26 protein-coding genes are annotated in these 21,604 nt (G+C 71.3%); 7 read left to right on the top strand and 19 right to left on the bottom strand.

Annotated features, from left to right (window positions below; all coding sequences use genetic code 11):
- Positions 1–6 precede the first annotated feature (6 nt).
- Genes F8568_RS31065 through F8568_RS31055 form a run of 3 tightly spaced genes read right to left on the bottom strand, consistent with a single transcriptional unit; the run spans position 7 to position 1,519 of the window.
- The gene (locus F8568_RS31065; RefSeq protein ID WP_151597246.1) at positions 7–582 is read right to left on the bottom strand and encodes a DNA-3-methyladenine glycosylase I; all 576 of its coding nucleotides are present in this window, start codon (positions 580–582) and stop codon (positions 7–9) included.
- Between the two features lie 41 nt (positions 583–623).
- Positions 624–1,070 (bottom strand): SRPBCC family protein, encoded by a 447-nt coding sequence (locus F8568_RS31060; RefSeq protein ID WP_202125570.1) that lies wholly within the window; start codon positions 1,068–1,070, stop codon positions 624–626.
- Positions 1,055–1,519 carry a hypothetical protein gene (locus tag F8568_RS31055; protein WP_151597245.1) on the bottom strand — a complete coding sequence of 155 codons (465 nt, stop codon included), beginning with the start codon at positions 1,517–1,519 and terminating at the stop codon, positions 1,055–1,057. Before F8568_RS31055 ends, F8568_RS31060 begins: the two co-directional genes overlap by 16 nt.
- Before the next feature lie 54 nt (positions 1,520–1,573).
- On the opposite strand from F8568_RS31055, the gene F8568_RS31050 reads away from it, so the two are divergent.
- The gene (locus F8568_RS31050) at positions 1,574–1,921 is read left to right on the top strand and encodes a hypothetical protein (protein WP_236009562.1); all 348 of its coding nucleotides are present in this window, start codon (positions 1,574–1,576) and stop codon (positions 1,919–1,921) included.
- A gap of 16 nt (positions 1,922–1,937) precedes the next feature.
- On the opposite strand, the gene F8568_RS31045 is transcribed toward F8568_RS31050, so the two are convergent.
- The 5 genes from F8568_RS31045 to F8568_RS31025 form a co-directional block, all read right to left on the bottom strand.
- Positions 1,938–3,254: an alkaline phosphatase PhoX gene (locus F8568_RS31045; protein ID WP_151597244.1), complete on the bottom strand. Its 1,317-nt coding sequence runs from the start codon at positions 3,252–3,254 to the stop codon at positions 1,938–1,940.
- Positions 3,255–3,428: 174 nt separating this feature from the next.
- Entirely contained in the window at positions 3,429–4,019 is a 591-nt protein-coding gene (locus F8568_RS31040) for an LOG family protein (protein ID WP_151597243.1), read from the bottom strand.
- Between the two features lie 40 nt (positions 4,020–4,059).
- Entirely contained in the window at positions 4,060–5,289 is a 1,230-nt protein-coding gene (locus F8568_RS31035) for an MFS transporter (RefSeq protein ID WP_151597242.1), read from the bottom strand.
- A gap of 233 nt (positions 5,290–5,522) precedes the next feature.
- A complete protein-coding gene (locus F8568_RS31030; RefSeq protein ID WP_151597241.1) occupies positions 5,523–6,527 on the bottom strand; it encodes an NAD-dependent epimerase/dehydratase family protein in 1,005 nt (334 codons plus the stop codon).
- A gap of 74 nt (positions 6,528–6,601) precedes the next feature.
- Positions 6,602–7,834: a DegT/DnrJ/EryC1/StrS family aminotransferase gene (locus F8568_RS31025; RefSeq protein ID WP_160573814.1), complete on the bottom strand. Its 1,233-nt coding sequence runs from the start codon at positions 7,832–7,834 to the stop codon at positions 6,602–6,604.
- Positions 7,835–8,427: 593 nt separating this feature from the next.
- Between F8568_RS31025 and F8568_RS31020 the strand changes: the two genes are divergently transcribed.
- The gene (locus F8568_RS31020) at positions 8,428–9,183 is read left to right on the top strand and encodes an SDR family NAD(P)-dependent oxidoreductase (protein ID WP_328601106.1); all 756 of its coding nucleotides are present in this window, start codon (positions 8,428–8,430) and stop codon (positions 9,181–9,183) included.
- On the opposite strand, the gene F8568_RS31015 is transcribed toward F8568_RS31020, so the two are convergent.
- Positions 9,180–9,539: a type 2 periplasmic-binding domain-containing protein gene (locus F8568_RS31015; RefSeq protein WP_202125569.1), complete on the bottom strand. Its 360-nt coding sequence runs from the start codon at positions 9,537–9,539 to the stop codon at positions 9,180–9,182. The two genes, F8568_RS31020 and F8568_RS31015, sit on opposite strands and share 4 nt — an antisense overlap.
- Here F8568_RS31015 and F8568_RS31010 point away from each other — a divergent pair.
- Positions 9,520–9,732: a Rossmann-fold NAD(P)-binding domain-containing protein gene (locus tag F8568_RS31010; protein ID WP_151597238.1), complete on the top strand. Its 213-nt coding sequence runs from the start codon at positions 9,520–9,522 to the stop codon at positions 9,730–9,732. The two genes, F8568_RS31015 and F8568_RS31010, sit on opposite strands and share 20 nt — an antisense overlap.
- A 56-nt stretch (positions 9,733–9,788) precedes the next feature.
- Here the strand turns inward: F8568_RS31010 and F8568_RS31005 are convergent, their stop codons facing one another.
- From F8568_RS31005 to dapE, 3 genes are all read right to left on the bottom strand, one after another.
- Entirely contained in the window at positions 9,789–10,595 is an 807-nt protein-coding gene (locus F8568_RS31005; RefSeq protein WP_151597237.1) for an LOG family protein, read from the bottom strand.
- Positions 10,596–11,696: 1,101 nt separating this feature from the next.
- Positions 11,697–12,566: a serine/threonine-protein kinase gene (locus F8568_RS30995; RefSeq protein WP_151597235.1), complete on the bottom strand. Its 870-nt coding sequence runs from the start codon at positions 12,564–12,566 to the stop codon at positions 11,697–11,699.
- A gap of 96 nt (positions 12,567–12,662) precedes the next feature.
- Positions 12,663–13,739 carry a succinyl-diaminopimelate desuccinylase gene (dapE, locus tag F8568_RS30990; protein WP_151597234.1) on the bottom strand — a complete coding sequence of 359 codons (1,077 nt, stop codon included), beginning with the start codon at positions 13,737–13,739 and terminating at the stop codon, positions 12,663–12,665.
- Positions 13,740–13,779: 40 nt separating this feature from the next.
- Between dapE and F8568_RS30985 the strand changes: the two genes are divergently transcribed.
- On the top strand, positions 13,780–14,466 hold the full coding sequence (locus F8568_RS30985; protein ID WP_151597306.1) for a 4'-phosphopantetheinyl transferase family protein: 687 nt from the start codon (positions 13,780–13,782) through the stop codon (positions 14,464–14,466).
- Positions 14,467–14,504: 38 nt separating this feature from the next.
- On the opposite strand, the gene F8568_RS30980 is transcribed toward F8568_RS30985, so the two are convergent.
- From F8568_RS30980 to F8568_RS30970, 3 genes are all read right to left on the bottom strand, one after another.
- Entirely contained in the window at positions 14,505–15,410 is a 906-nt protein-coding gene (locus F8568_RS30980) for a helix-turn-helix domain-containing protein (RefSeq protein ID WP_151597305.1), read from the bottom strand.
- Positions 15,411–15,976: 566 nt separating this feature from the next.
- On the bottom strand, positions 15,977–16,204 hold the full coding sequence (locus F8568_RS30975) for a hypothetical protein (protein WP_151597233.1): 228 nt from the start codon (positions 16,202–16,204) through the stop codon (positions 15,977–15,979).
- A 525-nt stretch (positions 16,205–16,729) separates the two neighbouring features.
- Entirely contained in the window at positions 16,730–17,566 is an 837-nt protein-coding gene (locus F8568_RS30970) for a 2,3,4,5-tetrahydropyridine-2,6-dicarboxylate N-succinyltransferase (RefSeq protein ID WP_151597232.1), read from the bottom strand.
- A 44-nt stretch (positions 17,567–17,610) separates the two neighbouring features.
- On the opposite strand from F8568_RS30970, the gene F8568_RS30965 reads away from it, so the two are divergent.
- Positions 17,611–18,522 carry a hypothetical protein gene (locus F8568_RS30965; protein WP_328601105.1) on the top strand — a complete coding sequence of 304 codons (912 nt, stop codon included), beginning with the start codon at positions 17,611–17,613 and terminating at the stop codon, positions 18,520–18,522.
- 305 nt (positions 18,523–18,827) lie between these two features.
- On the opposite strand, the gene F8568_RS30960 is transcribed toward F8568_RS30965, so the two are convergent.
- Genes F8568_RS30960 through F8568_RS30945 form a run of 4 tightly spaced genes read right to left on the bottom strand, consistent with a single transcriptional unit; the run spans position 18,828 to position 20,259 of the window.
- Complete coding sequence (locus F8568_RS30960) at positions 18,828–18,968, bottom strand: DUF397 domain-containing protein (RefSeq protein WP_151597303.1); 141 nt, start codon at positions 18,966–18,968, stop codon at positions 18,828–18,830.
- A gap of 33 nt (positions 18,969–19,001) precedes the next feature.
- On the bottom strand, positions 19,002–19,199 hold the full coding sequence (locus tag F8568_RS30955) for a DUF397 domain-containing protein (protein ID WP_151597302.1): 198 nt from the start codon (positions 19,197–19,199) through the stop codon (positions 19,002–19,004).
- Positions 19,199–19,375: a DUF397 domain-containing protein gene (locus F8568_RS30950; protein ID WP_328601112.1), complete on the bottom strand. Its 177-nt coding sequence runs from the start codon at positions 19,373–19,375 to the stop codon at positions 19,199–19,201. The genes F8568_RS30955 and F8568_RS30950 overlap by 1 nt, the downstream gene beginning before the upstream one ends.
- 20 nt (positions 19,376–19,395) lie before the next feature.
- The gene (locus F8568_RS30945) at positions 19,396–20,259 is read right to left on the bottom strand and encodes a helix-turn-helix domain-containing protein (protein WP_151597230.1); all 864 of its coding nucleotides are present in this window, start codon (positions 20,257–20,259) and stop codon (positions 19,396–19,398) included.
- 136 nt (positions 20,260–20,395) lie between these two features.
- Between F8568_RS30945 and F8568_RS30940 the strand changes: the two genes are divergently transcribed.
- A complete protein-coding gene (locus F8568_RS30940; protein ID WP_151597229.1) occupies positions 20,396–20,593 on the top strand; it encodes a hypothetical protein in 198 nt (65 codons plus the stop codon).
- A 560-nt stretch (positions 20,594–21,153) separates the two neighbouring features.
- A complete protein-coding gene (locus F8568_RS30935) occupies positions 21,154–21,468 on the top strand; it encodes a WXG100 family type VII secretion target (protein WP_151597228.1) in 315 nt (104 codons plus the stop codon).
- Positions 21,469–21,604: the final 136 nt, after the last annotated feature.

Below are 21,604 nucleotides of genomic sequence, written 5' to 3'. Positions count from 1 at the left end.
TGACGGTCAGATGTACGCGCCTCGGCGGTGGCAGTCTTTGAGGTGGTCGTCGACGAGGCCGCAGGCCTGCATGAGGGCGTAGGCGGTGGTGGGGCCGACGAAGCGGAAGCCGTGCCGCTTCAGCTCCTTGGCGAGGGCCTTGGAGCCGTCGGTATAGGCGGGGACGTCGGACATGTCGACATGGGCGGGGGCGTCGGGGTCGGCGTAGCGCCAGGCGGTGGCGGCGAGGCCGCCGGGCAGGTCGAGCGCGGCGCGCGCGTTCGCGATCGCCGCGTCGATCTTCGCGCGGTTGCGGACGATCGACGCGTCGGCCATCAGCCGCGCGACGTCGTCCGGGCCGAACGCGGCGACCTTCTCGGGGTCGAAGCCGCGGAACGCGGCGCGGAACCCCTCCCGCTTGCGCAGGATCGTCAGCCAGGACAGCCCGGACTGGAACGCCTCCAGGCACAGCCGTTCGTAGAGGCCCTGGTCGTCGCGGACGGGACGGCCCCATTCGTCGTCGTGGTAGGCGATGTACTCGGGGGCCGACAGCCCCCACGGGCAGCGGGCCAGCCCGTCCTCACCTTGGATCGCGGTGCTCACCGGCCCGTTCTACCTCATGCCCACGACAGAACGGGCCCGGGTCAGGACGGGCCGGCCGCCAGCGCGGCCAGCCGCCGCAGCCCGAGGCCCATGAACGCCTTCACCACGGGGCCCGCGACCAGCCATCCGGCCCGTCCGAGGACGCCGAGCGGCAGGTCGATGCGCTCCGCCCAGACGACCCGGCTGCCCTGCCCGTACGGGAGGACCTCGAACCAGGCCTCCCCGCGCACGACCCGGCCGGTGTGCCGGACGGCGACGAACCGCCCGTCCCGCCAGTCGGTGATGACCATGGTGTCGAGGAAGCCGGCGGGACCCACGCCCGTCCAGGCCTTCAGTTCGGCGCCGATCTCGCGGCCGCCCTCGGCGCGGGTGAACGGCATCCATTCGGCGTGCCTCGGCCAGTCGGTGAGGACCTCGAAGAGCCGTTTCGGCGGTGCGTCCGAGAACGCCTCCGCGTGGACGGCGACCTCGCTCACGGAAGTTCCCATGACCCGTCCTTGCCCGGTTCGGAGTCGTCCTCAGCGTCCTGCGGCTCGGAATCCTTGCGCAGCCGGATCGGCGGGGCGTCCTGGTCGGGGAAATGCGGGTCCTGCAGGCCGTGCAGCGCGCCGATCCGCTCCGGCTCGGGCGCCACCGCGGCGCCGCGGCGCAGGTCGTCGAGCTGCTGCTCCAGGTCGGCGACGCGGGCGTCGCGCTCGGCGAGGGCGCGGGCGAGATCGCGGAACGCCTCGTCCGCCACCGGCCCCTGGTAGCCCCAGAAGGCGCGGGGCAGCCGCAGCGACACGACGGTCCGGGGCGTGATGTACCGGCCGTCGCCGAGCGGCAGCGGCGGGTGATCGGGATGGGTCTCGGTCAGCTCGCCGCCCCGGCCCATCGCCAGCACGACGACGGAGCCCAGCACGGCCAGGCCCGCCAGCACGAAGACCACGACCAACATCTCGCTCCGATCTCCACACGACTCCGCACCCCCGATCGTGCCACGCTTGGACGCATGGGGTTGCACGAGGAGCGCGCCGGGTCGCGCGAAGGCCTGATCCTGACCGGGCCGGAGCGGGCGCCGGAGGGCACCGTGGACGCGGGCACCGCGCCCCCCGCGGCCCGGGTGAGCGAGCTGGTGGAGCGGGCCGGGCCGTCCGGCGCCGTCATGGTGGCGCTGGAGTCGGACGCGGCGGAGCCCGATCCCGGGCTGATGGCCGCCGCGTCCGTCTACGCGTGGCTGGGCGCGAGCGTGTTCCGGGTGCCGCCGTCGCAGGCGGACGGGGTGCGCCAGGTCCTCGACATGGTCGCCTCGATCCGCGGCACCCGTCCCCCCGCGGTCGCCCGCCGGGGGCTCGCCTAGCTCGCCGCCGCGGCGGTCAGGCGCGCAGCTTGTGCCAGGGACCGGTGATCGCGAAGGTCACGCCGGGGCCCTCCTGCCGGTTGGCGAACAGGATCTTGCCGTCCGGGGAGAACGTGACGCCGGTGAACTCGCTGCCGTTGAGGGCGTTGCGGGCCATCGCGAACGGCTTGCCGGCCTTGGTGGTGCCGACGAGGTGCTGCTCGCCGTCGCCGTCCTCGGCCAGCATCACGCCGCCGCCGTACGGGGAGACGGTGATGTTGTCGGGGCCGTCGAACTTCCCGCCCGGCTTGAACACCAGCTGCAGCTCGATCTCGTTGGTGCGCGGGTCGTAGGTCCAGACCTGCCCGGCGTGGTCGGCGGCGCCGCCGTCGGCCTTGTGCGAGTAGGAGCAGACGAAGTAGGCCTTGCCGTGGCCCCACCAGGCGCCTTCGAGCTTCTGGCTGCGGGTGATGGTGTCGAACTGCTTGCGGGTCGACTCGGTCTTCGCGGACGGGTCCGGCACGGCCACCCAGCGGCAGTGCAGCCTGGTGCCCGGCTCCTGGACGATCGACAGGTCCGGGACGCCCCGGACGTTCAGCGCCTCGAGCCGCCCGCCCTGCAGGTAGGCGTGGTAGTCGCCGCGGTGCGCGCGCGGCCGGAACCGGTAGAGCAGGCCGAACGGCCCGGCGGCGTCCTCGGTGAGGTAGGCGGTGAGGGTGTCGGGGTCGACGGCGACGGCCTCGTGCGCGAACCGGCCGAGGCCCGTCAGCGGGACGGGCTGGGTGCGCTTGCCGTACGGGTCGACCTCGAAGACCCAGCCGTGGCTCTTGGTCTGGCCGCTGAAGCCCTCGGTCTCCTCGCAGCTCAGCCAGGTGCCCCAGGGGGTGCGTCCGCCGGCGCAGTTGGTGGACGTCCCGGCGAGGCTGACGTACTGCGACAGCAGCTCGCCGTCCTTGTCGACCTCCAGCGTGGTGGTGCCGCCGTTGGCCGCCGGGTCGTAGGTGAGGGCGGCGGGCGCGACGGCGCGGGTGCCGTTGTTGCTCTGCTCGTGGTTGCGGACGAGCCGGGTCCGGCCCGGCTTGCTGCCGGGGAAGGTGGCCGTGCCGTCGTGGTGGCCGGGGACGACGACGCCGTCGGAGATCGGGTCGCCCTCCGTCGACAGGGTCTTGTAGGAGAAGCCCTTGGGCAGGTCGAGGACGCCCTTGGGGTCGGGGATCAGCGGGCCGTAGCCGTAGGCCTCACCGGTATCGGCGCCCGCGGACGTCTGGAAGACGGAGTCGAGGCTTCCGGCAAGGGCGATGGACAGCGCTCCGGCGGCGCCGCCCTTCATGACACCGCGACGGGTCACGGACATGGTGCGGTCTCCTTCAACGTGAGGGGATCACGCAGGAGCGTCGCGGCCGGTGCTGAACCGGGGATGAACGATCACATGCCGGACGGCAAACCCCCAGGACAATCTTGGTCTTCGCGGCGCGCGCCGTGCGGGGGGCGCCCCCCGCACGGCCGCGGGGGACGCGCGGGCGAGGGGTCACAGCTCGGCCTCGGCGTAGTCCTCGAAGCTCAACCCGATCTTCGGCTGGGAGCGTTCCAGCAGGTCGAACGCCTCGGGCACGGACCCGGTCCAGCCGATCGCGTCCCAGATCTTCGGGCGGGCGAACCCCTGCTCGGTGAGGCCCTTCATCAGCTCGCGGAGCGGCTCGTACACGCCGGTGGGGTCGAGGATCACCACGGCCTTGTCGTGCATGCCGAGCGTCCGGGCGGTCCAGATCTCGAACAGCTCCTCCAGGGTGCCGATGCCGCCGGGCAGCACCAGGAAGGCGTCGCTGCGCCTGTCCATCTCGCCCTTGCGGGTGCGCATGTCGGGCGTGACGACGAGCTCGTCGCTGTCCTCGTCGGACAGCTCGACGCCGGCCAGCCCCTCGGGGATCACCCCGACGGTGCGGGCGCCGCCGGCCCGGGCGGCGCGGGCGACGGCGCCCATGCAGGACACCCGGCCGCCGCCGCTGACCAGGCTGTGCCCGCGCCTGGCCAGCTCGTCCCCGACCTCGGCGGCGAGGTCGACGTACCGTCGGTCGATCTTGGCGCTGGAGGAGCAGAACACGCAGACGGCCAGGGGCATGGCGCACGCCTTTCGGTCGGGGGACGAGGCGCTGTCCACTCTACGGACGCGGCTGCTCGGCGACCTCGTCGCGCAGCCGCGGCGCGAGGGCCACCACGATGATCATAAGGACGAGGAACACCGCCATCACCGCGTGCAGCCCGGCGGCGTGGTTGAGCGCGCCGATGATCGGCGGCCCGGCCAGGAACCCGACGTAGCCGATGGTGGAGGCGGCGGCGATCGCGGGCCCGGGCGCCTCGGGCGTCCGCCGCGCCAGATGGCTGTAGGTGACCGGGACGACGGCGGCGAGCCCGAGACCGATCAGCGCGTACCCGGCGAGGCTCGTCCAGGTGAACGGGAGGGCGAGCGCGATGACGGCGCCGGACGCGGCGAGCGCGGCGCAGCCGAACATGTACCGGTGCGAGCCGGTGCCGGCGCGGATCCGGTCGGCGACGAGCCGCCCCGTCACCATCCCGGCGGAGAACACCGCGAACCCGGCGGCGGCGAGCCAGGTCGGCGCGCCGGCGACGTCGCGCAGGTAGATCGACCCCCAGTCGTTCACGGTGCCCTCCCCCATCAGGGCGCAGAAGGCGACGAGTCCGGGCGTCCACACGCCGCGGCCGGGGCGGACGAGCCCCAGCCCGGGTCTGTTCGCGCCGGGCGGGTCGGGCGGTAGGAACGCGGTGGCGACGATGCAGAGGGTGGTCAGCAGCACGGCGGCGAGCAGGAAGTGCGTCTCGGTGCTCAGCCCGGCGTGCACGGCCGCCCCGCCGGCCGCCGCGCCGACGACGCCGCCGAGGCTGAACCTGGCGTGGAAGCCGCCCATGAGCGGGCGGGCGCTGAGCCGCTCGGCCAGCGCGCCCTGGGTGTTCATGGCGACGTCGACGCAGCTGTTGGTGATGGCGAAGAAGGTGAGCGCGCCGGTCAGGCACAGCAGTTGCGGCGCGAGCCCGACGAGCGGCAGGGCGCCGAGGTAGATGCCGGCCCCGGCGAGGATCCGCCGGCTGCCGATCCGGGCGACGAGCAGCCCGGCCAGCGGCAGCCCGGCTAAGGCCCCGGCGGCCAGCCCGGTGAGCGCCACCGACAGGCCGCCCGGGGTGAGGTCCAGCGCGTCCCGGACGTCGGGCACCCGCGAGGCCCAGGTGGCGAAGGCGGCTCCGTTGGCGAAGAAGATCGCGCCGACGCCGGCGCGGGCGGCGCGGCCGCGCGCGACGGGCGGCGGGACCGGGGGGCCGGCTCCGGCGTCGTCGGTGCCCGCACGGGGCCCGCCTCGTGTCCTGCTTCTGGGCATGCTCGACTCCCCTGGGGTGTGGATGCGGTGCTCCGCCCGTGGGGCCGCCGGGCGCGGCGGCGCGCGGGCTCGAACCGAGGGCCCGCGCGATCGGCGGCCCGGCCGGTGCCGGGCACGCTCGCGCGGGCCATCGGGAGCGACTGTCCTGGAACGTTCCTACGCCGGTCGGAGGCATGCCGGGCGGGCGCATGCCGGGCGGGCCGGCTCCGGCGCGGACGCCGGTGGGGCGGCGCTCACGTCCGGACGGCCGGCTCGCGGCTGAACGCGACCGTCACACTGGGCAGTTCGGGGAACGGGCCGAGGTGCTCGGCGAGCGACTTCAGCCCCGCCGCGAGCGTGATCTTCGGCTCGTACCCGATGCCGCGCAGCTTGGAGATGTCGGCCACCAGCCGGAAGCTGTCGGCCAGCTCCGACTCGTCCGGCTTCAGCCGGGACGGCTTGCCGGTGGCGACCGCGACGGCGTCGGCGAGGCCCCGCATGGAGACCTCGCGTCCGCTGCCCATGTTGTAGATCTCCCCGGGCACCCCGTTCTCGGCCATGGTGATCAGGGCCGAGCACACGTCCGAGACGTGCACGAAGTCGCGGGTCTTGCGGTCGATGTCGCCGACGACGGGGATCGGCAGCTCGTTCAGCTGCCAGCGCAGGAACTGCGACACCTCCCCGCCGGCGGTGCGCGGGTCCTCGCCGGGCCCGTACACGACGAACGACCGGGCGATCATCACCTGCAGCCCGAGGGCGTCGTGCAGGCTGCGCAGCGTCAGCTCGCCGGACAGCTTGGACGCCCCGTACGGCAGGAACGGCGCGATCGGGTGCTCCTCGGTCATCGGGAACGTCTGCGGGGTGCCGTAGACGATCGCCGAGGACATGTACACCAGCCGCCGGACGCCCTCCTCGGCGCAGGCGTTGCCGACGTTGCAGGTGCCGAGGCCGTTGATCTGGAAGTCGAACCTCGGCCGCTCGACCGACAGCGTGCCGCTGGCGTTGCCGGCCAGGTGGTAGACGGTGTCGACGTCGCGCAGCGCGAGCAGCGTCTCACCGTAGTCGCGCAGGTCCGCGCGCCGGTGCTGGACGCCCGGGAGGGCGGCCAGCTCCGGCGCGGGCGTGGCGAGGTCGACGATCGCGACCTGGTGGCCGTCCTCGACGAGCCGGGCCACGAGGTTGCTCCCGACGAAGCCGGAACCGCCGGTGACGGCGACGACCTTGCCCTGGGGGCGTGAACCGTTCGATGTCTTGCCCATGGTGAGGCTCCAGACGTCATGTGCACCCTGCCGGGCGCACGAGGGGGTTGGGTTTGCGGACGCGCGGGGCCGGGTCAGCGGCCCCCGCCGAGTTCGGCGACGCCGCGGCGCACCGCGGCGATCATGTGCTCCACCTGCGCGTCGGTGAGGTGGTCGTAGATGGGCAGCTGGATCTGGTGCTCGAAGTAGGTCTTCTCGGCGACCGGGCACTCCCCGTAGCGGTGTCCGAGCGCCCGGAACTCCGGGAGCAGGTGGATCGGGAAGTACCGGATGACGATCTCGATTCCCTCCTTTTCCTGCAGATGGCGGATGAAGTCGTCCTTCGGGGCGCCGACGACCCCGGGGTCGTAGAAGCACGTGTAGAGGTGGTAGACGTGGTGGGCGAACGGCTTCTCGGACTGGACGCCGATGCCGCGGATCCCGTTGAGCCCGTCGTCGAGCCGGTGCGCGATCTCCCGCCGGCGCCCGTTCAGCCGGTCGATCTTGCCGAGCTGGACGATGCCGAGCGCGGCGGACAGCTCGCTCATCCGGAAGTTGTTGCCGACGAGGTAGCGGCCGCCGGCGTAGTCGTGGGTGTACGACCTGAGCACGTGCGCGTCCTTGTAGTACGCGGGCTGCGCGTGCGGGCCGATGCGCTGGTCGCCGCGCTCGACCATCTCGCCGTAGTTGTGGATGGTGCCGAGCGCGCGCGCCATCTCGGCGTAGCGGTCGTGGCGGGTGACGAACGCGCCGCCCTCGCCGGTGGTCATGTTCTTCAGCGAGTGGAAGCTGAAGCAGCCGATGTCGCCGATGGTGCCGAGGGCGCGCCCCTTGTAGGTGGCGCCGGCGGCGTGCGCGCAGTCCTCGACGACGGTGAGTCCGTGCCGCTGCGCGATCTCCATCACCGGGTCCATGTCGACGGCCTGGCCGCCGAAGTGCACGACCCAGATCGATCTGGTCTTCTCGGTGACGAGCGGCTCGATCGTCGTCGGGTCGATGTTGAGCGTGTCGGGGTCGATGTCGGCGAACTTGACGACGACGCCGCGCGCCTGCAGCGGCCAGGTCGTCACCCAGAACGTCTGTGGGGTGGTGATCACCTCGTCGCCGGGCTGGAGCTCGAGCACCTGCGCCGCGAGGAACAGCGCGGTCGTGCACGAGCTGGTCGCCTGGGCGTGCGGCGAGCCGAGCCGCTCGGCGAGCAGCCGCTCGAACTCCTTGCCGCGCGGGCCCATCGCCAGCGTGTCCTGCCGCAGCGCCTCGCCGACGGCCTTGATCTCCTCCTCGCCCAGCCGGTTCGAGATGCCGCTGTAAGGCACCACGTACGTCATGGCACTTCTCCCTTGGTCCGTGATCGACATTGCTCTGTGCTCGTCATTGGTCTGACCGGCGCGCGGCCCCCCCATGCGGGACCGCGGACGGTCCGCGCCAATGCGTCGCCGGAGCCCGGCGACCCGCGGAACACGGCGGCATCGACCGGCGAAGGTAAATCTCGTTTGAAGGTATGACGGGGCGCGGCCTACCGAGAAAGCTCATCGGTGCGGCCCGTGCTCCGATGTTAATTGAGCTCAGATCCCGAGCGGTATCGACGTCAGGGAAGAAGATGGTAACCCACCGACGGCGGTCGCCGCCAAAACAGTGCGTTAGGTAAAGCCTTGATATTGCATTCGACGGTCCAAGGGAAATATCACCCGATGTCGCGCGGGATCGGAGCAAGAGGGAAAAGGCCGGGCGAGCGGCGCACGGCATGCCCGCACCGGGCGCGGGTACGGTAACGGCGACGGCGGTGCGCACCGGCGCCCGCCGCGGCGCGCACCGGTGCGGGCGCGCGGCCGCCCGGGCCGCGTCAGCGCCGGTGAGAGCCATGATCACGACAACTTGCGGACGGTGGCGAGGTGGCGGGACGGATGCGGGAGGCTGCCCGGTGACCGGCGCATCCGGCCGGCGGACGGCCCTGGTGACCGGCGCGTCACGCGGACTCGGCGGCGCGATCTCGGCCGCGCTGGCCCGCGACGGCGCGCGCGTCGCGATCAATTACCGGCGCGATGAAGCCGCCGCCGCGGCGCTGCGCGCGCGAATAACCGAGGCCGGTGGCCGTGCCGAACTGTTCCGTGCCGACATCACCGACGAGGCCGCGGTGGAAGAATTGTACGACCGCGTCGTGGCCGTGTTCGGAAGTCTCGACATTCTGGTGCTGAACGCCACCGGGCCGCAGCCGGACCTGCCCGTCGAGGAACTGCGCTGGCGCGATGTCCTCGATCAACTCGAATTCTTCGTCAAGAGCCCGCTGCTGCTCGTCCGCAAGGCCGTGCCGGGCATGCGGGAGCGCGGGTTCGGGCGCATCGTGCAGATCGGGTCCGACGTCGTCGCGCTGGGCCCGGCGCGCTCCAGCGCCTACGTCGCCGCCAAGTCCGCGCAGCTCGGCCTCACCCGCAGCTGGGCGCGCGAGCTCGGCCCGCACGGGATCACCGTCAACACCGTCGCGCCGGGCTGGATCCCGACCGACCGGCACGACTCCATCGGCCCGGACGCCCGCGACGCCTACGCCGCGAGCGTCCCGCTCGGCCACTTCGGCGCGCCGGCCGACATCGGCGAGGCCGTCGCGTTCCTCGCCTCCGACCGTGCCGCGTTCATCACCGGCCAGACCCTCACCGTCAACGGCGGCATGGTGTTCGTCTAGCGGCCCGCGGCGGGTGGGCCGGTCAGGCGGGCCTCGGCGCACTTGCGGAAGGCGGCGAGCAGGCCCGACCGCTCGCCGGCGCGGATCGCGAGCACGACATGGCTCGGGTCGACCCCCTCCAGGGGGATCATGACGAGGTCGGGGCGCAGCCGGTGGCCGCCGACCCCGGCGGTGATCGCGACGGTCTGACCGGCGGCGACGAACTCGAACCTGTCCTCGAGGTCCCGCATGACGGGGCCGTCCGGCGCCGGGCGGCCGCCGGGCCGCGGCTCGAGCCGCCAGAAGGCGCTCCAGGCCGGGTCCGCGCCGACGACCCGCGGCAGGGGCTCGTCGGCGATGTCAATCGCCGGGGCCATCGGCCGCGGGCTGGGGCTGCCGGTCACGTCACTGCCGCCGCAGGACGCCGTCGGGCACTTCGGCTTCGTCGGCGGCATCTTCGCGATGGACGTCCCCGCCTCGAGCGACCTCACCCGCAAGCGGCTGGACTGGCACCCCGCCGAGCAGGGCCTCATCGCGGACCTCGACGAGGGCCACTACTTCGGCGCCTGACGCCCGCGGCCGGTTCCCCGCCGTGCCGCGGAGGGGAACCGCGACGCGCGGGTGCGTCAGGTGCCGTCGATGCCCGTCTCGCCGGCGGCCTGGACGGCGGCCTGCTCCTGCAGGCGCCGCTCGGCCTCGATGTGCGCGTCCACGACGATCTTGACGACCTCGTCCGGGTCGTCGGTGAGGTGGATCAGGTCCATGTCCTCGGGGGAGATCTTGCCGGACGGCAGCATCGTCGTGCGGACCCACTCGATCAGCCCGCCCCAGAACTCGGTGCCGACCAGCACGATCGGGAACCGGGTGATCTTCTTGGTCTGGACGAGGGTGATCGCCTCGAACAGCTCGTCCAGCGTCCCGAAGCCGCCGGGCAGCACCACGAACGCCTGCGAGTACTTGACGAACATCGTCTTGCGGACGAAGAAGTAGCGGAACTCCAGCCCGATGTCGAGGTGGTCGTTCAGCCTCTGCTCGAACGGCAGCTCGATGCCGAGGCCGACCGACAGGCCGCCGTTCTCGTCGCAGCCCTTGTTGGCCGCCTCCATGATCCCCGGGCCGCCGCCGGTGATCACCGCGTAGCCGGCCTCGTGCAGCCGGGCGCCGATGTCCACCGCCGTCTCGTACTCCTCGGAGCCGGGCTTGGTGCGGGCGCTGCCGAAGACGCTGACCGCCTTCGGCAGCTCGGCCAGCAGCCCGAAGCCCTCGACGAACTCCGCCTGGATCCGCAGCACCCGCCACGGGTCGGCGTGCACCCAGTCGGCGGGGCCTCGGCTGTCCAGCAGCCGCTGGTCGGTGGTGGTCTGCGGAACGGCGCGTCCGCGCAGCATGGCCGGCCCCTGCCGGCGCGTCCGGGGATTGTCTTCGCGTGTCATGGGGCCACGGTAATGCGGCCCGCCGACCGGAAGGCGCCGATTTCGGTTCGGTCCGGCGGCCGGACGGTGACAGTGCCGCTACCGGCCATCAGCCGTCCGCGATCTCGAAGATCCGGACGACGGCTGACTTGCTCTCCTCCGCCGAGTAGCCGGCGAGCAGCCTGCGGCCGTCGGCCGACAGGTCCAGGTAGGGTTCCACGTCGTCGGCGGACGGCCCGAAGGTGGCCGTCGCGACGGTCGCCAGCGTCGAGGTCTGGACCAGCCATGCCCGCACCCTGCCGTTGACGGTGCAGCCCGCGAGGAGTTCCCCGTCCGGGGTGAACCCGGCGACGGCCGCCCCGGTCGAACCGAGACCGCCGGGCGCCTTGACGCGTGCGATCGTCCGCAGGGTGGCGGCGTCCATGAGCACGATGAACGCCCCGGCCTGCCCTCCGCCCACGGCCGCCAGCGTCCGGCCGTCCCTGCTGAAGGCGAGCGAGTAGGTCAGGAGGCCGGGAATCCTCGCGGTGGCGATGGTGGTGAGCGTCGATGCGTCCACCAGGCACACCGGGCCGCCGTCCTCCGGGTAGGTCGGCCAGCAACGGGGCACCCCTCCCACCGCCAGTGTCCTGCCGTCCGGACTGAAGACGGCGGCCGTCCCGTTCCCGGAAGGGTTCGGCACGCTCTTGCGGATCCGGAGCGCGGGGAAGCCGAGCAGTGACAGGCCGTCCGGATTCTTGGAGGTGTAGGCCATCGTGGTGCCGTCCGGGCTGACGGCCGCGGAGCCGAGCTCGAAGGCCGAGCCGGGTGCGTCGACCGATCTGACCGTGCGGCCGTTCGCGTCGAGGAGCCACAGCAGGATTCTCTCGGGATGGCCGCCGAAGCCGTACTTGAGCAGCGTCTTCCCGTCCCGGCCGTAAACGACCCCGTCCAGTCCGTACCCCAGGACGGAGCTGCTCCTGACGCTCATGTCCCCGGCGTTCAAGAGCTGGACGGTGCCGAAGTCGGACACGCCGACGCGCCGCCCGTCGGGGCTGAGGACGGCGGCGGTGAGGCCGGCGCCCACATGTCCCGTGGCCTTCGCGACGAGCGTCCGCCGGATCGTGGCCGGGCGCGGGCTCGTCATGGCCGAGGGCTTCGCGGTGGCCTTCCCCTTGGGATGCCCGTGCTCGCCCCCCAGCAGCTCCACGGGCACGAGCACCGCCGCGAGGACTCCGGCCGCCCCGGCGGCGAGCAGCGCTCTCCTGCGCAGCACCGGCTCTTCAAGGAATCGGGCACGGCCGTGAGGTCGGGATCGCCGTTGACGATTCCGTTGACCATTCCGGGCACGCTCTCCGCACGGAAAGGCGCCTTTCCGCCGGCCATGAAGGCCAGGACGGAGCCGAGGCTGAACACGTCACCGGCCGGGGTGACCTCCGCCCCCTGGACCTGTTCCGGCGACATGTACGCGTAACTGCCGATCATCGACCCGGCCGCCGTCAGGGTGCGGGCGTCCACGGCGCGGGCGATGCCGAAATCGATGATGCGGGCGCCGTCCTCACCGAGAATGACGTTGCTCGGCTTGAGGTCGCGGTGGACCAGGCCGCACGCATGAATGGCGGAAAGGCCCTCGACCAGCTGGGCGCCGATCCGCCTGACGTCCGCGGCGTCCATCCCGCCGTGCTCGTCGACGTGCGTCTGGAGGGATGGGCCGGGGATGTAGGCCGTCGCCATCCACGGCCGGGGCGCGAGCGGATCGGCGTCCACGACCAGGGCCGTGTGGAATCCGCCGACCTTCCGCGCCGCCTCGACCTCCCGCGCGAAACGCTCCCGGAACGTCTCCTGCCTGGCATATTCCGGGCGGATGAGCTTGACGGCGACGAGCCGTCCCGCCCTGGTCCGGCCGAGGAAGACCTGCCCCATTCCGCCCTCGCCGAGCAGGCCCGCCAGCGCGTACCCGCCGACGTTCTCCGGATCGCCGGGCCGCAGTGGCCCGGTGCCCTCTGATTTCATCGACACTCCGCTGGACCGCCGGACGCCTCCGCGCCTCAATCGTGCGGCAATGATCACCTCTTGTCGAGGGCGCGGGCGAATGCCGCCGCGCCGGCGTCAGGCATCCGGAATGGTCAGCCAGGTGCGAAGGCGCTGCTCGCAGGCCGCGATGAGCGGCATTTCCACGTACTCGTCCCTGGTGTGGGCGAGGGTCGGCTCGCCGGGGCCGTAGTTGACGGCGGGGACGCCGAGTTCGGCGAAGCGCGCCACGTCCGTCCAGCCGAGCTTGGCGCGGACCTCGGTGCCGCCGGACGCGACGGACGACACGAACGCGGCGGCGGCCGGGTGGGTGAGGCCGGGCCGGGCGGCGGACGCGGCGTCGGTCACCTTCACGTCGAAGCCGTCGAACACCTCGCGCAGGTACGCCTCCGCCTCGGCGAGGGACTTGTCGGGCGCGAACCGGTAGTTGACGGTGACGACGCATTCGTCCGGGATGACGTTTCCGGCGACGCCTCCCTGGATGAACACCGCGTTGAGGCCCTCGTGGTACTCCAGTCCGTCCACCACGGGACGGGTGGGCTCGTAGGAGCGCAGGACGTCGAGGATCCGCCCGGCCGTGTGGATGGCGTTGGACCCCATCCAGGCGCGCGCGCTGTGCGCCCTCTCGCCCTTCGCCGTGACCTCGATGCGCATGGTGCCCTGGCATCCGCCCTCGATGTGCGCGCCCGTCGGCTCCATCAGCACGGCGAAGTCGCCGGCGAGCAGCTCGGGACGGGTCGCCGCGAGCCGCCGCAGCCCGTTGCGCTCCGCCTCGATCTCCTCGCATTCGTAGAACACGAAGGTGACGTCGCGGGTGGGCTCGGCCACGGTCGCGGCCAGGCGCAGCGCGACGGCGACGCCGCTCTTCATGTCGGTCGTCCCGCAGCCGTAGAGCCGGTCGCCCTCCATGCGGGACGGCAGGTTGCCGTTCAGCGGGACGGTGTCGAGGTGCCCGGCGAGGACGACCCGCTCGGCGCGGCCGAGGTCCGTGCGGGCGATCACGTTGTTCCCGTCGCGTTCCACCGCGAGGTGCGGAAGCGCGCGCAGCGCCTCCTCGACGGCGTCCGCGAGGGGGCCCTCCGCACCGCTCACCGACTCGATGTCGACGATCGCCGCCGTCAGGTCCGCCACGTCCGAGAACAGATCAAGCCGCATGGACAGCAAGCGTACGCGGCTTATGATCGCGGACGTGGAGATGCCTGTGCTCGAGTGCGCCGTCCACTGGGCGGTCCCTGCGGACGAACCACACATGCGCGACCTTCTGGACGCCGGTGAGCGCGACCGCTACGAGCGGTTCATGCGCGCCGAGGACAAGGCCAGGTTCGTCACCGGACGGTTCCTGGCCCGGACCGTCCTGTCGGAGGCGACCGGCCTCGCGCCGGGCGGCATCCGGTTCACCACCGACTGCCCGCACTGCGGCGGCGCGCACGGCAAGCCCCGCCTCCGCGGCTCCGGCCTGGACTTCTCGCTGTCGCATTCGGGGGACCGCGTCGTCCTCGTCCTGTCCGACGGCCCGGAGGTCGGCGTGGACGTGGAGCGGGAGAGCGACCGGGACGTCGACCGGCTCGGCGAGATGGTCCTGAGCGCACCGGAACGGGACGTCCTGGCGGCGCTGCCCCCGGACCGCCGCAAACGTGCCTTCCACTCCTACTGGTGCCGCAAGGAGGCGCTGCTGAAGGCCACCGGCCACGGCCTGGCCGCCTCAATGACGGCCATCCACGTCTCCGGGCCGGACGAGCCGGCCGCGGTGCTGTCCTGGGACGACGACAAGGCCGTCTCCCCCGTCCGACTCGCCGACCTCACCCCGGGCCCCGGCTACGCCGCGTCCGTCGCCGTCCTCACCGACCGCCCCCTCAAGATCACTGAGACCCCGATCGGGTAGCGGACGCCGGCAGCGGGGCATCGGCGGACGGCGGCCGGTCAGACCTGCCGCAGCAGCTCCGCCAGCGCCCACCGCGTCGCCTCGGGGCGCAGGGCTTTGATCGTGAGCTCGTTCATCGCGCGCATGTAGGTGTCGACGTCGGTCGGCTTGTCCAGGTACAGCGCACTGGTCAGCTGCTCAAGGTAGACGATGTCGGACAGGCCGGGCTCGGCGAACCGCAGGATGGTGAACGGGGCGCCGGCCGCCGCGTGCCCGCCCGCTCCGAACGGCACGATCTGCAGCGTGACGTTCGGCAGCTCCGACATCGCGATGAGGTGCTCGATCTGCCGGCGCATGACCTTGTAGTCGCCCACCGGGCGGCGCACGACCGCCTCGTCCAGCACGGCCCACAGCGTCGGGGCGCCGGGCGAGGCGAATCGCCGCTGACGGGTCGTGCGGAGCTGGACGCGCCGCTCGACCTCCTCGTCGGAGGCGTCGGGGTGGCCGAGGCGCACCACCGCCTCCGCGTAGTCCTCGGTCTGCAGCAGGCCCGGCACGAACTGCACCTCGTAGGTGCGCAGCAGCGACGCGGCCTCCTCCAGCCCGAGGTAGACCTCGAACCAGCTCGGCAGGACGTCGGCGTACCGGTGCCACCAGCCCGGCGTGTTCGCCTCCTTGGCCAGCTCCAGCAGCGGCGCCCGCTCGGCGGGGTCGTTCACTCCATAGAGGGTGAGCAGGTCGGAGACGTCGCGTTCCTTGAACCCGACGCGCCCCAGCTCCATCCGGCTGATCTTGGAGTGCGAGCCGCGGATCTCGTAGCCCGCCTCCTCGGTGGAGACGCCGCGCGCCTCCCGCAGCCGGCGCAGCTGGGCGCCGAGCAGGATGCGCAGGACCGTGGGACCGCCGCGCCGCGGGTAGGCGATCAGTCCGCTGGGCTGATCACCCACCTCCGGCCCGCCGCCCATCCGGGCCGGGGCGCGATCGGCCGTCCGCGCCGGCGCGAAGGCCGGATCACGGACCGGCTCGTCGCGGGAACGCTCGACGAGCCGGCGCACGCTCAGCCTGGCCCCGCTGCGGAGCTCGTCGAGCATCCCCATCAGTTCGGGCAGCGTCCCGGCACTGGCCGGGTCCACCATCTCGGAAGCGGGAGCGCGCTCCGGCTCCGCCGACGGCCGCGGCGGTGACCGCTCCCCACCCTTGCCGTGCCGCGAACCGCGCGAAAGGCCGACGGCTTCGGCGGCCTCGCACCACAGCAGCTCCCAGGCGGTCAGGTCGCCGCCGCACGCCTGGACGTAGGCCCGGGTGAGCTCCCAGCTGGGGAAGCGGCGCCCGGAAGCGGCCTCGGCCAGCGTGGTGTAGCCGTAGTACGAACGGGCGGCCATGGCGCGGTAGCTCGGCGATCCCGCTTCGGCGCGCAGGCGGCGCAGCCTGACGGCGAACGCCGCGACCGGGTTCTCGGCCGGGTCGAGGGGACTTTCAGGTCTCGGCATGGACGCACCCTCATGAGGGCGCCGCCGGTGGCGTCTGCGGGTCAGAGCTCACCGGCGGCGCGGGCGGACAGGTGCGCGTGCCGCGAACGGCTCCGCCGGCGGACGGCCAGCTCGGTCAGCACCGAACCGGCGTAGGCCGCGACGAAGACCGCCCCGTACGGATCGACCCCCTTGAGGACGAGGACGACGATCACTACGAGCAGCAGGATCCGGATGGGTTCGTGCCGCCGGTGCGCGCCCTGGCAGGCGCTCTGGTCGGGAGGGTTCACCGATGGACCTCTTTCGATGGCTCGGGCGGGTCGTGGATCTCGACGGGCCGGGCCGGCCGCGGTTGCCGCCGCGGAGGCTCCGTCCGGTTCTCCGTCTCAAGATTCATCGTGGCGGACGGCGCTGCCCGCTCGGAAGCATTCGGGGGAAATGCGTTGTTCGGAGTCTGCCGGGCGGCCGATACCCGAGCCCCGGCCCCTGAGTCAAGCCCTAGTTGTTCGGAGTTTCGCGGGAGCTAACGAGCAGATGTACTTGCACCGGGTGAACAAAATATCGGGAACAAACAAAACCGCAGGTCAGACGGCATGTCGAGAAAGCCCACGCGAGACCGGCCGGTTTGCGCGCCGGAAGGGCTTGCCGGACAACGCCCGCACGGACTTACTGTGGGGATGTCGTCCACCACGCCGGGGCCCCACTGGGGAAACCCGGCCGGACGGCCCGATCGATGCATCCGTCTGATGGCTCGGGCGGGGACGATCGACACGGGGCCTCCTGTTGCCGCAGGAGGCCCCGCACGCACCACCGCGTCAGGTGTTGATGCCGTGCTCGCGCAGGATGTCGTTCAGCGACGCCTTGTCATGCCGCTGACCCGGGTCGAGGCGCTTGAGGATCAGCACCGCCGGGAGGCCGAACGTCCCGCCCTTGAACTCCTTGTAGCGGGTGCCGCCGACCGCGACGCACCAGTCCGGGATGCGGCCCCGGCCGACCTCCTCGCCCGTCTCGACGTCGATGACCGGCATGGACGCCGACAGGTTCGTCCCGGAGCCGACCACGGCGCCCTTCCCGACCCGCGCGCCCTCCACGATCATCGACCGGCTGCCGATCATCGCCCCGTCCTCCACCACGACGGGCTTGGCGTTCGGCGGCTCCAGCACGCCCCCGATCCCGACCCCGCCCGAAAGGTGGACGTTCTTCCCGATCTGCGCGCACGACCCGACGGTCGCCCACGTGTCGACCATCGTCCCGGAGTCGACGTAGGCGCCGACGTTGGTGAACGACGGCATCAGCACCACGCCCGGGGCCAGGTGGGCGCCCCACCGGGCGATCGCGCCCGGCACCACCCGCACACCGTCGAGCCGGGTCTTCAGCGGGATCCGGTCGTGGTACTGGAAGTCGCCGACCTGCGAACGCACCATTCCGAGCACCTTGAAGCTCAGCAGGATCGCCCGCTTCGCGCGCTCGTCCACGACCACCTCGTCGGTGGCCGGATCGATCCGGGCGACCCGCGCCTCCCCAGCGTCGAGCCGGTCGACCGCGGCGACGATCGCCGCGCGCGCGTCGGCGTCGTCCGGCCCGAGCCCGGCGCGCCGCTCCCACAGCTCGTCGATGACCTGGGAAATCGGGCTGGTGAACGTTTCCGTCATGGCCCTTGAGCTTACTGGCGGCCGGTTCCCGGTACCTTCTTCGCGTGGCTGTTTGGTCGAGGTTGAGGACGCGCCCCGAACAAGGTTCGGGCGGCGGTGGAGGCCGCCGGCGCTGGCCGTTCGTCGTGGCGGCCCTCGTCCTCGTGCTGGGGGTGGGCGGCTACATCGCGTTCGACCGGGCGCGCCCCTACCTGCACGGGTCGGGCTGCGAGGTCGCCGTGGGGACGTCCAAGATGCCGCTGGACCTCGACCAGGCCGCCAACGCCTCGACGATCTCGGCGGTCGCGTACCGCAAGCAGCTCCCCGAACGCGCCGCGGTGATCGCGTACGCGACGGCGATCCAGGAGTCGCACATCCGCAACCTGCCGAGCGGCGACCGCGACTCCGTCGGCATGTTCCAGCAGCGCCCCTCGCAGGGCTGGGGCAGCCCCGCCAAGCTGCGCGACCCCGTCCAGTCCACGAGCAAGTTCTTCGACGCCCTGGTCAAGGTCAAGGACTACCTCGACCGCGACGTGCATGACGCCGCCCAGCGCGTCCAGCACTCCGCCGACGGCCGCGCCTACGCCCAGCACGAATCCGACGGCAAGCTCCTCGCCCAGGTCTTCACCGGCCGCCAGCCCTCCGGCGCCCGCTGCTGGTACCCGCCGGACAAGCAGACCAAGTCCCGCCGCCCGGACGCGATCCGCGAGATGCGCCGCGCCTTCGGGCCCCGCCTCCGGGTGGACGGCCCGGGCCCGCTCACCGCGGGCGCCCCGTCCCGTCCGGACTCCTGGAACGGCGTCAAGGTCACCAACGCCCGCGCCGGCTGGGCGGTCGCCGCCTGGGCCGTCACGCACGCCCAGGTCTACGGCCTGAAGGAGGTCCGCTACGCGGGCCGCCACTGGCAGTCCGACGCCGGCCACGACGGCTGGACCACCGACAAGAACGCCCCCACCGACCACGTGATAGTCCACTGACGAAAACGGCCCCTACCGACCGTCCCCCAGCGCGCCGACCGACCAGCCGAAAGCGTCGGCGGCCTCAAATGCCAGATAGTGCTTTGCGATAAGCGTCTACTCGTCAATCCACGACGACTACTATCAACGCAGATTTCACGACCGGATGATATCGAAAAGCAAAAGAAGCCAGCTTGCACGCTTAGCGATATCACGGCAGCCAAAGCCGTTGCAGCCAGTCAAGTCAAAAGCGCAAATATGCTACAGCTCCGGCGATGACGGCGGACGTGGCGACTCGGCACCACGGAGTCGCCACGTCCGGACAGTCAGTGCCGCGCGTCACTCGCAGAGCGTCGGGCAAGGAGTGCCCAACTGGGCGAGGTCAGAACCGGCCCGGCCGCGACCTTGGAGTTACGGGCGGAGACCTCGCCTGGCGTTGCGGCGATCTCGACACACTCGCCACCCAGTTGTTCTTTCGCCTCCGCCGACGGAAGGGTGGCTCACCGAGATTCTTCCCGCAACTGGACGATCAGCGCGCGTGCGGCCGCCCGGGTGAAGGTGAGTTGAGGACCCTCCGGATCCTTGGAATCCCGGACGAGAAGGGCGTCCGACGTCACTGCCAGCTCAACACATTCGCCGCCTGTTCCGTCGCTGCGACTGCTCTTACGCCACCGCAGCGCGAGCCCTTCCGCTCGCATCAGCGACACCCGGCCCGGACATAATTTATGAAATCGCGGGCAGCCGCCGGGTTAAGTCCCAGAACTGGACCATTTGGGTTCTTGGAGTCCCGGACCAACAAACCTTTCTTGATTGCGGCAACTTCAACGCACTCGCCGCCGTGACCGTCGCTGTAGGTGCTTTTGCGCCACAGCACCGCCGATTGAAACCCTTGCTTCACAGGTACTCCTCGCGTACTCGGCTCATAAATGCGATGGACTCACCCTGGTTGAGGGCTTCGCCCGCCGTCGTGAGGAAATGTACCCCCATTCTGAAGGTCACGTCCTTACGCTCGGTCATGAAGCTGAGGGACCCCGACTCGGCGTACACGAGGTCAGGTTCCTTCGCGAAGCTCAGCAGGATGAAGCCACCCGCCAGTGCGGCGAGCGTAAGCCTCTCGAAGGGCATGATCAATATCTGGACGTTGGGCAACCGGGCCATATCGATGAGATGGTCGATCTGGTCGGCCATGGCCTTCGCGCCGCCGACCGGCCGGCGGAGCGCGGACTCATCGAGGACGAACGAGGCCTCGGGCGGCTTGGCCCGGTGGAACATCGTCTGCCGCTCCAGCCGGACGGCAACGCACGCGTCCAGGTTCTCCGCCGTCTGGCTCCGATCCATGATGCCGCGAGCGTAGTCCTCAGTTTGGAGTAGGCCGGGGACGAGTTGAGCGGCAAGGCATCGAACACCGATGGCCTTCGGCTCCCGCAGACAATAGTTTTCGAAACTCGGGCGCAGGGCACGGCGTTGGCCGACGCGGCGGATGGCGGTGTGGAGGCGGTGGAACGAGCCGTCGTTCTCGTCGTAGCCGTCCGTCTTGAAGTAAGTGTCGAGGTCGAGGGCGGTCTGCTCGGACGGGGGCTTCTCGGCGTGTTCGAGTTGGCAGATCCACTGCGGCGTGCAGCCGAGGGCCTGCGCGAGTTGGTTCATGGACAGGCCCGCACGGTTGCGCAGGCGGCGCAGTTCCAGGCCGAAGTGGACGCGCAGGGCGTCCGGGTCGGGGTCTTGCTCGTCCTTGGCCATATCGAAGGTCTCCGGCACTCGATGGACGGGGGGACGGTGCGGGGTGGACGTTCAGTTGACACGACTTCGTAGCCGAGAGTAATCATCCAACAGCAATCTGTCCCGTGTTTCGAGCGACGGCCGACCGGATCGGCTGCGGAAGGGGCAGGTGGCCATGAAGGACGCGAGGACGGCGGGGGTCGAGCGGGACTTCCCAGGGTGGCTGGTGTGGATATCACGGCAGGGCACCTACTGGGGCGCGGTCCGGCGGGAACCCCAGGCCGGTCTGCCGATGACGGTCATCGCCGACTCCGAGGCGGAACTCCGGACGGCGCTCGTCCTGCAGCCGGACCGCACGGACCTGGCGTGGTGAACCCGGCCCGCAAAGATGAGGCGCTGGATCACGGGCCTCCAGGTCTGGTACGGCCTGTCCACCGGATCATGGTGGGCGTACGTACCCGGCCGTCCGGGCCACCTGATCGAAGCCGCGTCGCCGGAAATGCTCGTCCGGCGGCTCGCTCCCTACGCCGAGCCGGCTGGAGCATCCGGGACGGTCAGGGCACAAGGGTCCACGCCGCTTCGGTGAAGGTCCGCGGCGTCGCGCAGCGACTGTGCGCGACACAACGGCGGCTTCGGCAGCAGAACGGCTCCGCTTCTACCTCCTCACCTTCACTCAACGACCGGTTTCGGCCAAAACGGGATGGAACCGAACAGGGACTTGACCACTTCGCCTGCTCAGTCCCAGATGTCCCGCCGACGATAGTTATCCACAGGTGACATACCTGATGGACAGCCGGATTCACCGGTCTCTACGCTTCATCTTGCTCGCTGTCACGGGGTGTGTCGTCGTATCGGGCTTATGGGGACTTCGGCCGGTACGCACCAGCGTCACCTCGTGACGCTTTCCGGCAGTCGAGTCGAAGGAGAACGGCGATGAGCAACCGGTCATCGGTGAACCGGCAGCACATGCAGCAGGCGGCCGGCAACGTCCAGGACGCCCACGGCCAGATCGGCCAGATCAAGAACCAGCTCAACACCCACCACGCCGAACTGCAGAGCGCCTGGAAGGGCGAGTCCTCCGCCGCGTTCACCCAGGTCTACAACCTGTTCGAGACCGAGTTCGCCAAGGTCCTCAAAGACCTGGACCTCATCCACGAGAAGCTCGTGCACACCCGGGCCAAGTACCAGACCGCCGAGCAGAACAAGACCGCCCGCGTCAACACCCTCAAAGGCCTGGTCAACGGCTGACGACCCCCACCACATCGGGAGAGCACCATGAGCACCGACTACACCTACGTCGACTTCGGCGGCATGCAGAACGCCCAGGCCAACTTCACCAGCGCGCTCAAGAGCTACCAGTCCGTCCTGGACACCCTCGACAGCC

The organism is Actinomadura physcomitrii, assembly GCF_008923205.2.
GTDB classification, from domain to species: Bacteria; Actinomycetota; Actinomycetes; order Streptosporangiales; family Streptosporangiaceae; genus Spirillospora; species Spirillospora physcomitrii.
The sequence above is the reverse complement of the archived record's forward strand: the minus strand, read 5'-3'. Positions and strand labels throughout refer to the sequence as shown.

Coding starts and splice junctions, on each gene's coding strand:
- F8568_RS31060 (WP_202125570.1), bottom strand. CDS start 1,070: ATGGGAACTTCCGTGAGCGAGGTCGCCGTCCACGCGGAGGCGTTCTCG.
- F8568_RS31055 (WP_151597245.1), bottom strand. CDS start 1,519: ATGTTGGTCGTGGTCTTCGTGCTGGCGGGCCTGGCCGTGCTGGGCTCC.
- F8568_RS31050 (WP_236009562.1), top strand. CDS start 1,574: ATGGGGTTGCACGAGGAGCGCGCCGGGTCGCGCGAAGGCCTGATCCTG.
- F8568_RS31045 (WP_151597244.1), bottom strand. CDS start 3,254: ATGTCCGTGACCCGTCGCGGTGTCATGAAGGGCGGCGCCGCCGGAGCG.
- F8568_RS31040 (WP_151597243.1), bottom strand. CDS start 4,019: ATGCCCCTGGCCGTCTGCGTGTTCTGCTCCTCCAGCGCCAAGATCGAC.
- F8568_RS31035 (WP_151597242.1), bottom strand. CDS start 5,289: ATGCCCAGAAGCAGGACACGAGGCGGGCCCCGTGCGGGCACCGACGAC.
- F8568_RS31030 (WP_151597241.1), bottom strand. CDS start 6,527: ATGGGCAAGACATCGAACGGTTCACGCCCCCAGGGCAAGGTCGTCGCC.
- F8568_RS31025 (WP_160573814.1), bottom strand. CDS start 7,834: ATGACGTACGTGGTGCCTTACAGCGGCATCTCGAACCGGCTGGGCGAG.
- F8568_RS31010 (WP_151597238.1), top strand. CDS start 9,520: ATGTCAATCGCCGGGGCCATCGGCCGCGGGCTGGGGCTGCCGGTCACG.
- F8568_RS31015 (WP_202125569.1), bottom strand. CDS start 9,539: ATGGCCCCGGCGATTGACATCGCCGACGAGCCCCTGCCGCGGGTCGTC.
- F8568_RS31005 (WP_151597237.1), bottom strand. CDS start 10,595: ATGACACGCGAAGACAATCCCCGGACGCGCCGGCAGGGGCCGGCCATG.
- F8568_RS30995 (WP_151597235.1), bottom strand. CDS start 12,566: ATGAAATCAGAGGGCACCGGGCCACTGCGGCCCGGCGATCCGGAGAAC.
- dapE (WP_151597234.1), bottom strand. CDS start 13,739: ATGCGGCTTGATCTGTTCTCGGACGTGGCGGACCTGACGGCGGCGATC.
- F8568_RS30985 (WP_151597306.1), top strand. CDS start 13,780: ATGCCTGTGCTCGAGTGCGCCGTCCACTGGGCGGTCCCTGCGGACGAA.
- F8568_RS30980 (WP_151597305.1), bottom strand. CDS start 15,410: ATGGGCGGCGGGCCGGAGGTGGGTGATCAGCCCAGCGGACTGATCGCC.
- F8568_RS30970 (WP_151597232.1), bottom strand. CDS start 17,566: ATGACGGAAACGTTCACCAGCCCGATTTCCCAGGTCATCGACGAGCTG.
- F8568_RS30955 (WP_151597302.1), bottom strand. CDS start 19,199: ATGCGAGCGGAAGGGCTCGCGCTGCGGTGGCGTAAGAGCAGTCGCAGC.
- F8568_RS30940 (WP_151597229.1), top strand. CDS start 20,396: ATGAAGGACGCGAGGACGGCGGGGGTCGAGCGGGACTTCCCAGGGTGG.
- F8568_RS30935 (WP_151597228.1), top strand. CDS start 21,154: ATGAGCAACCGGTCATCGGTGAACCGGCAGCACATGCAGCAGGCGGCC.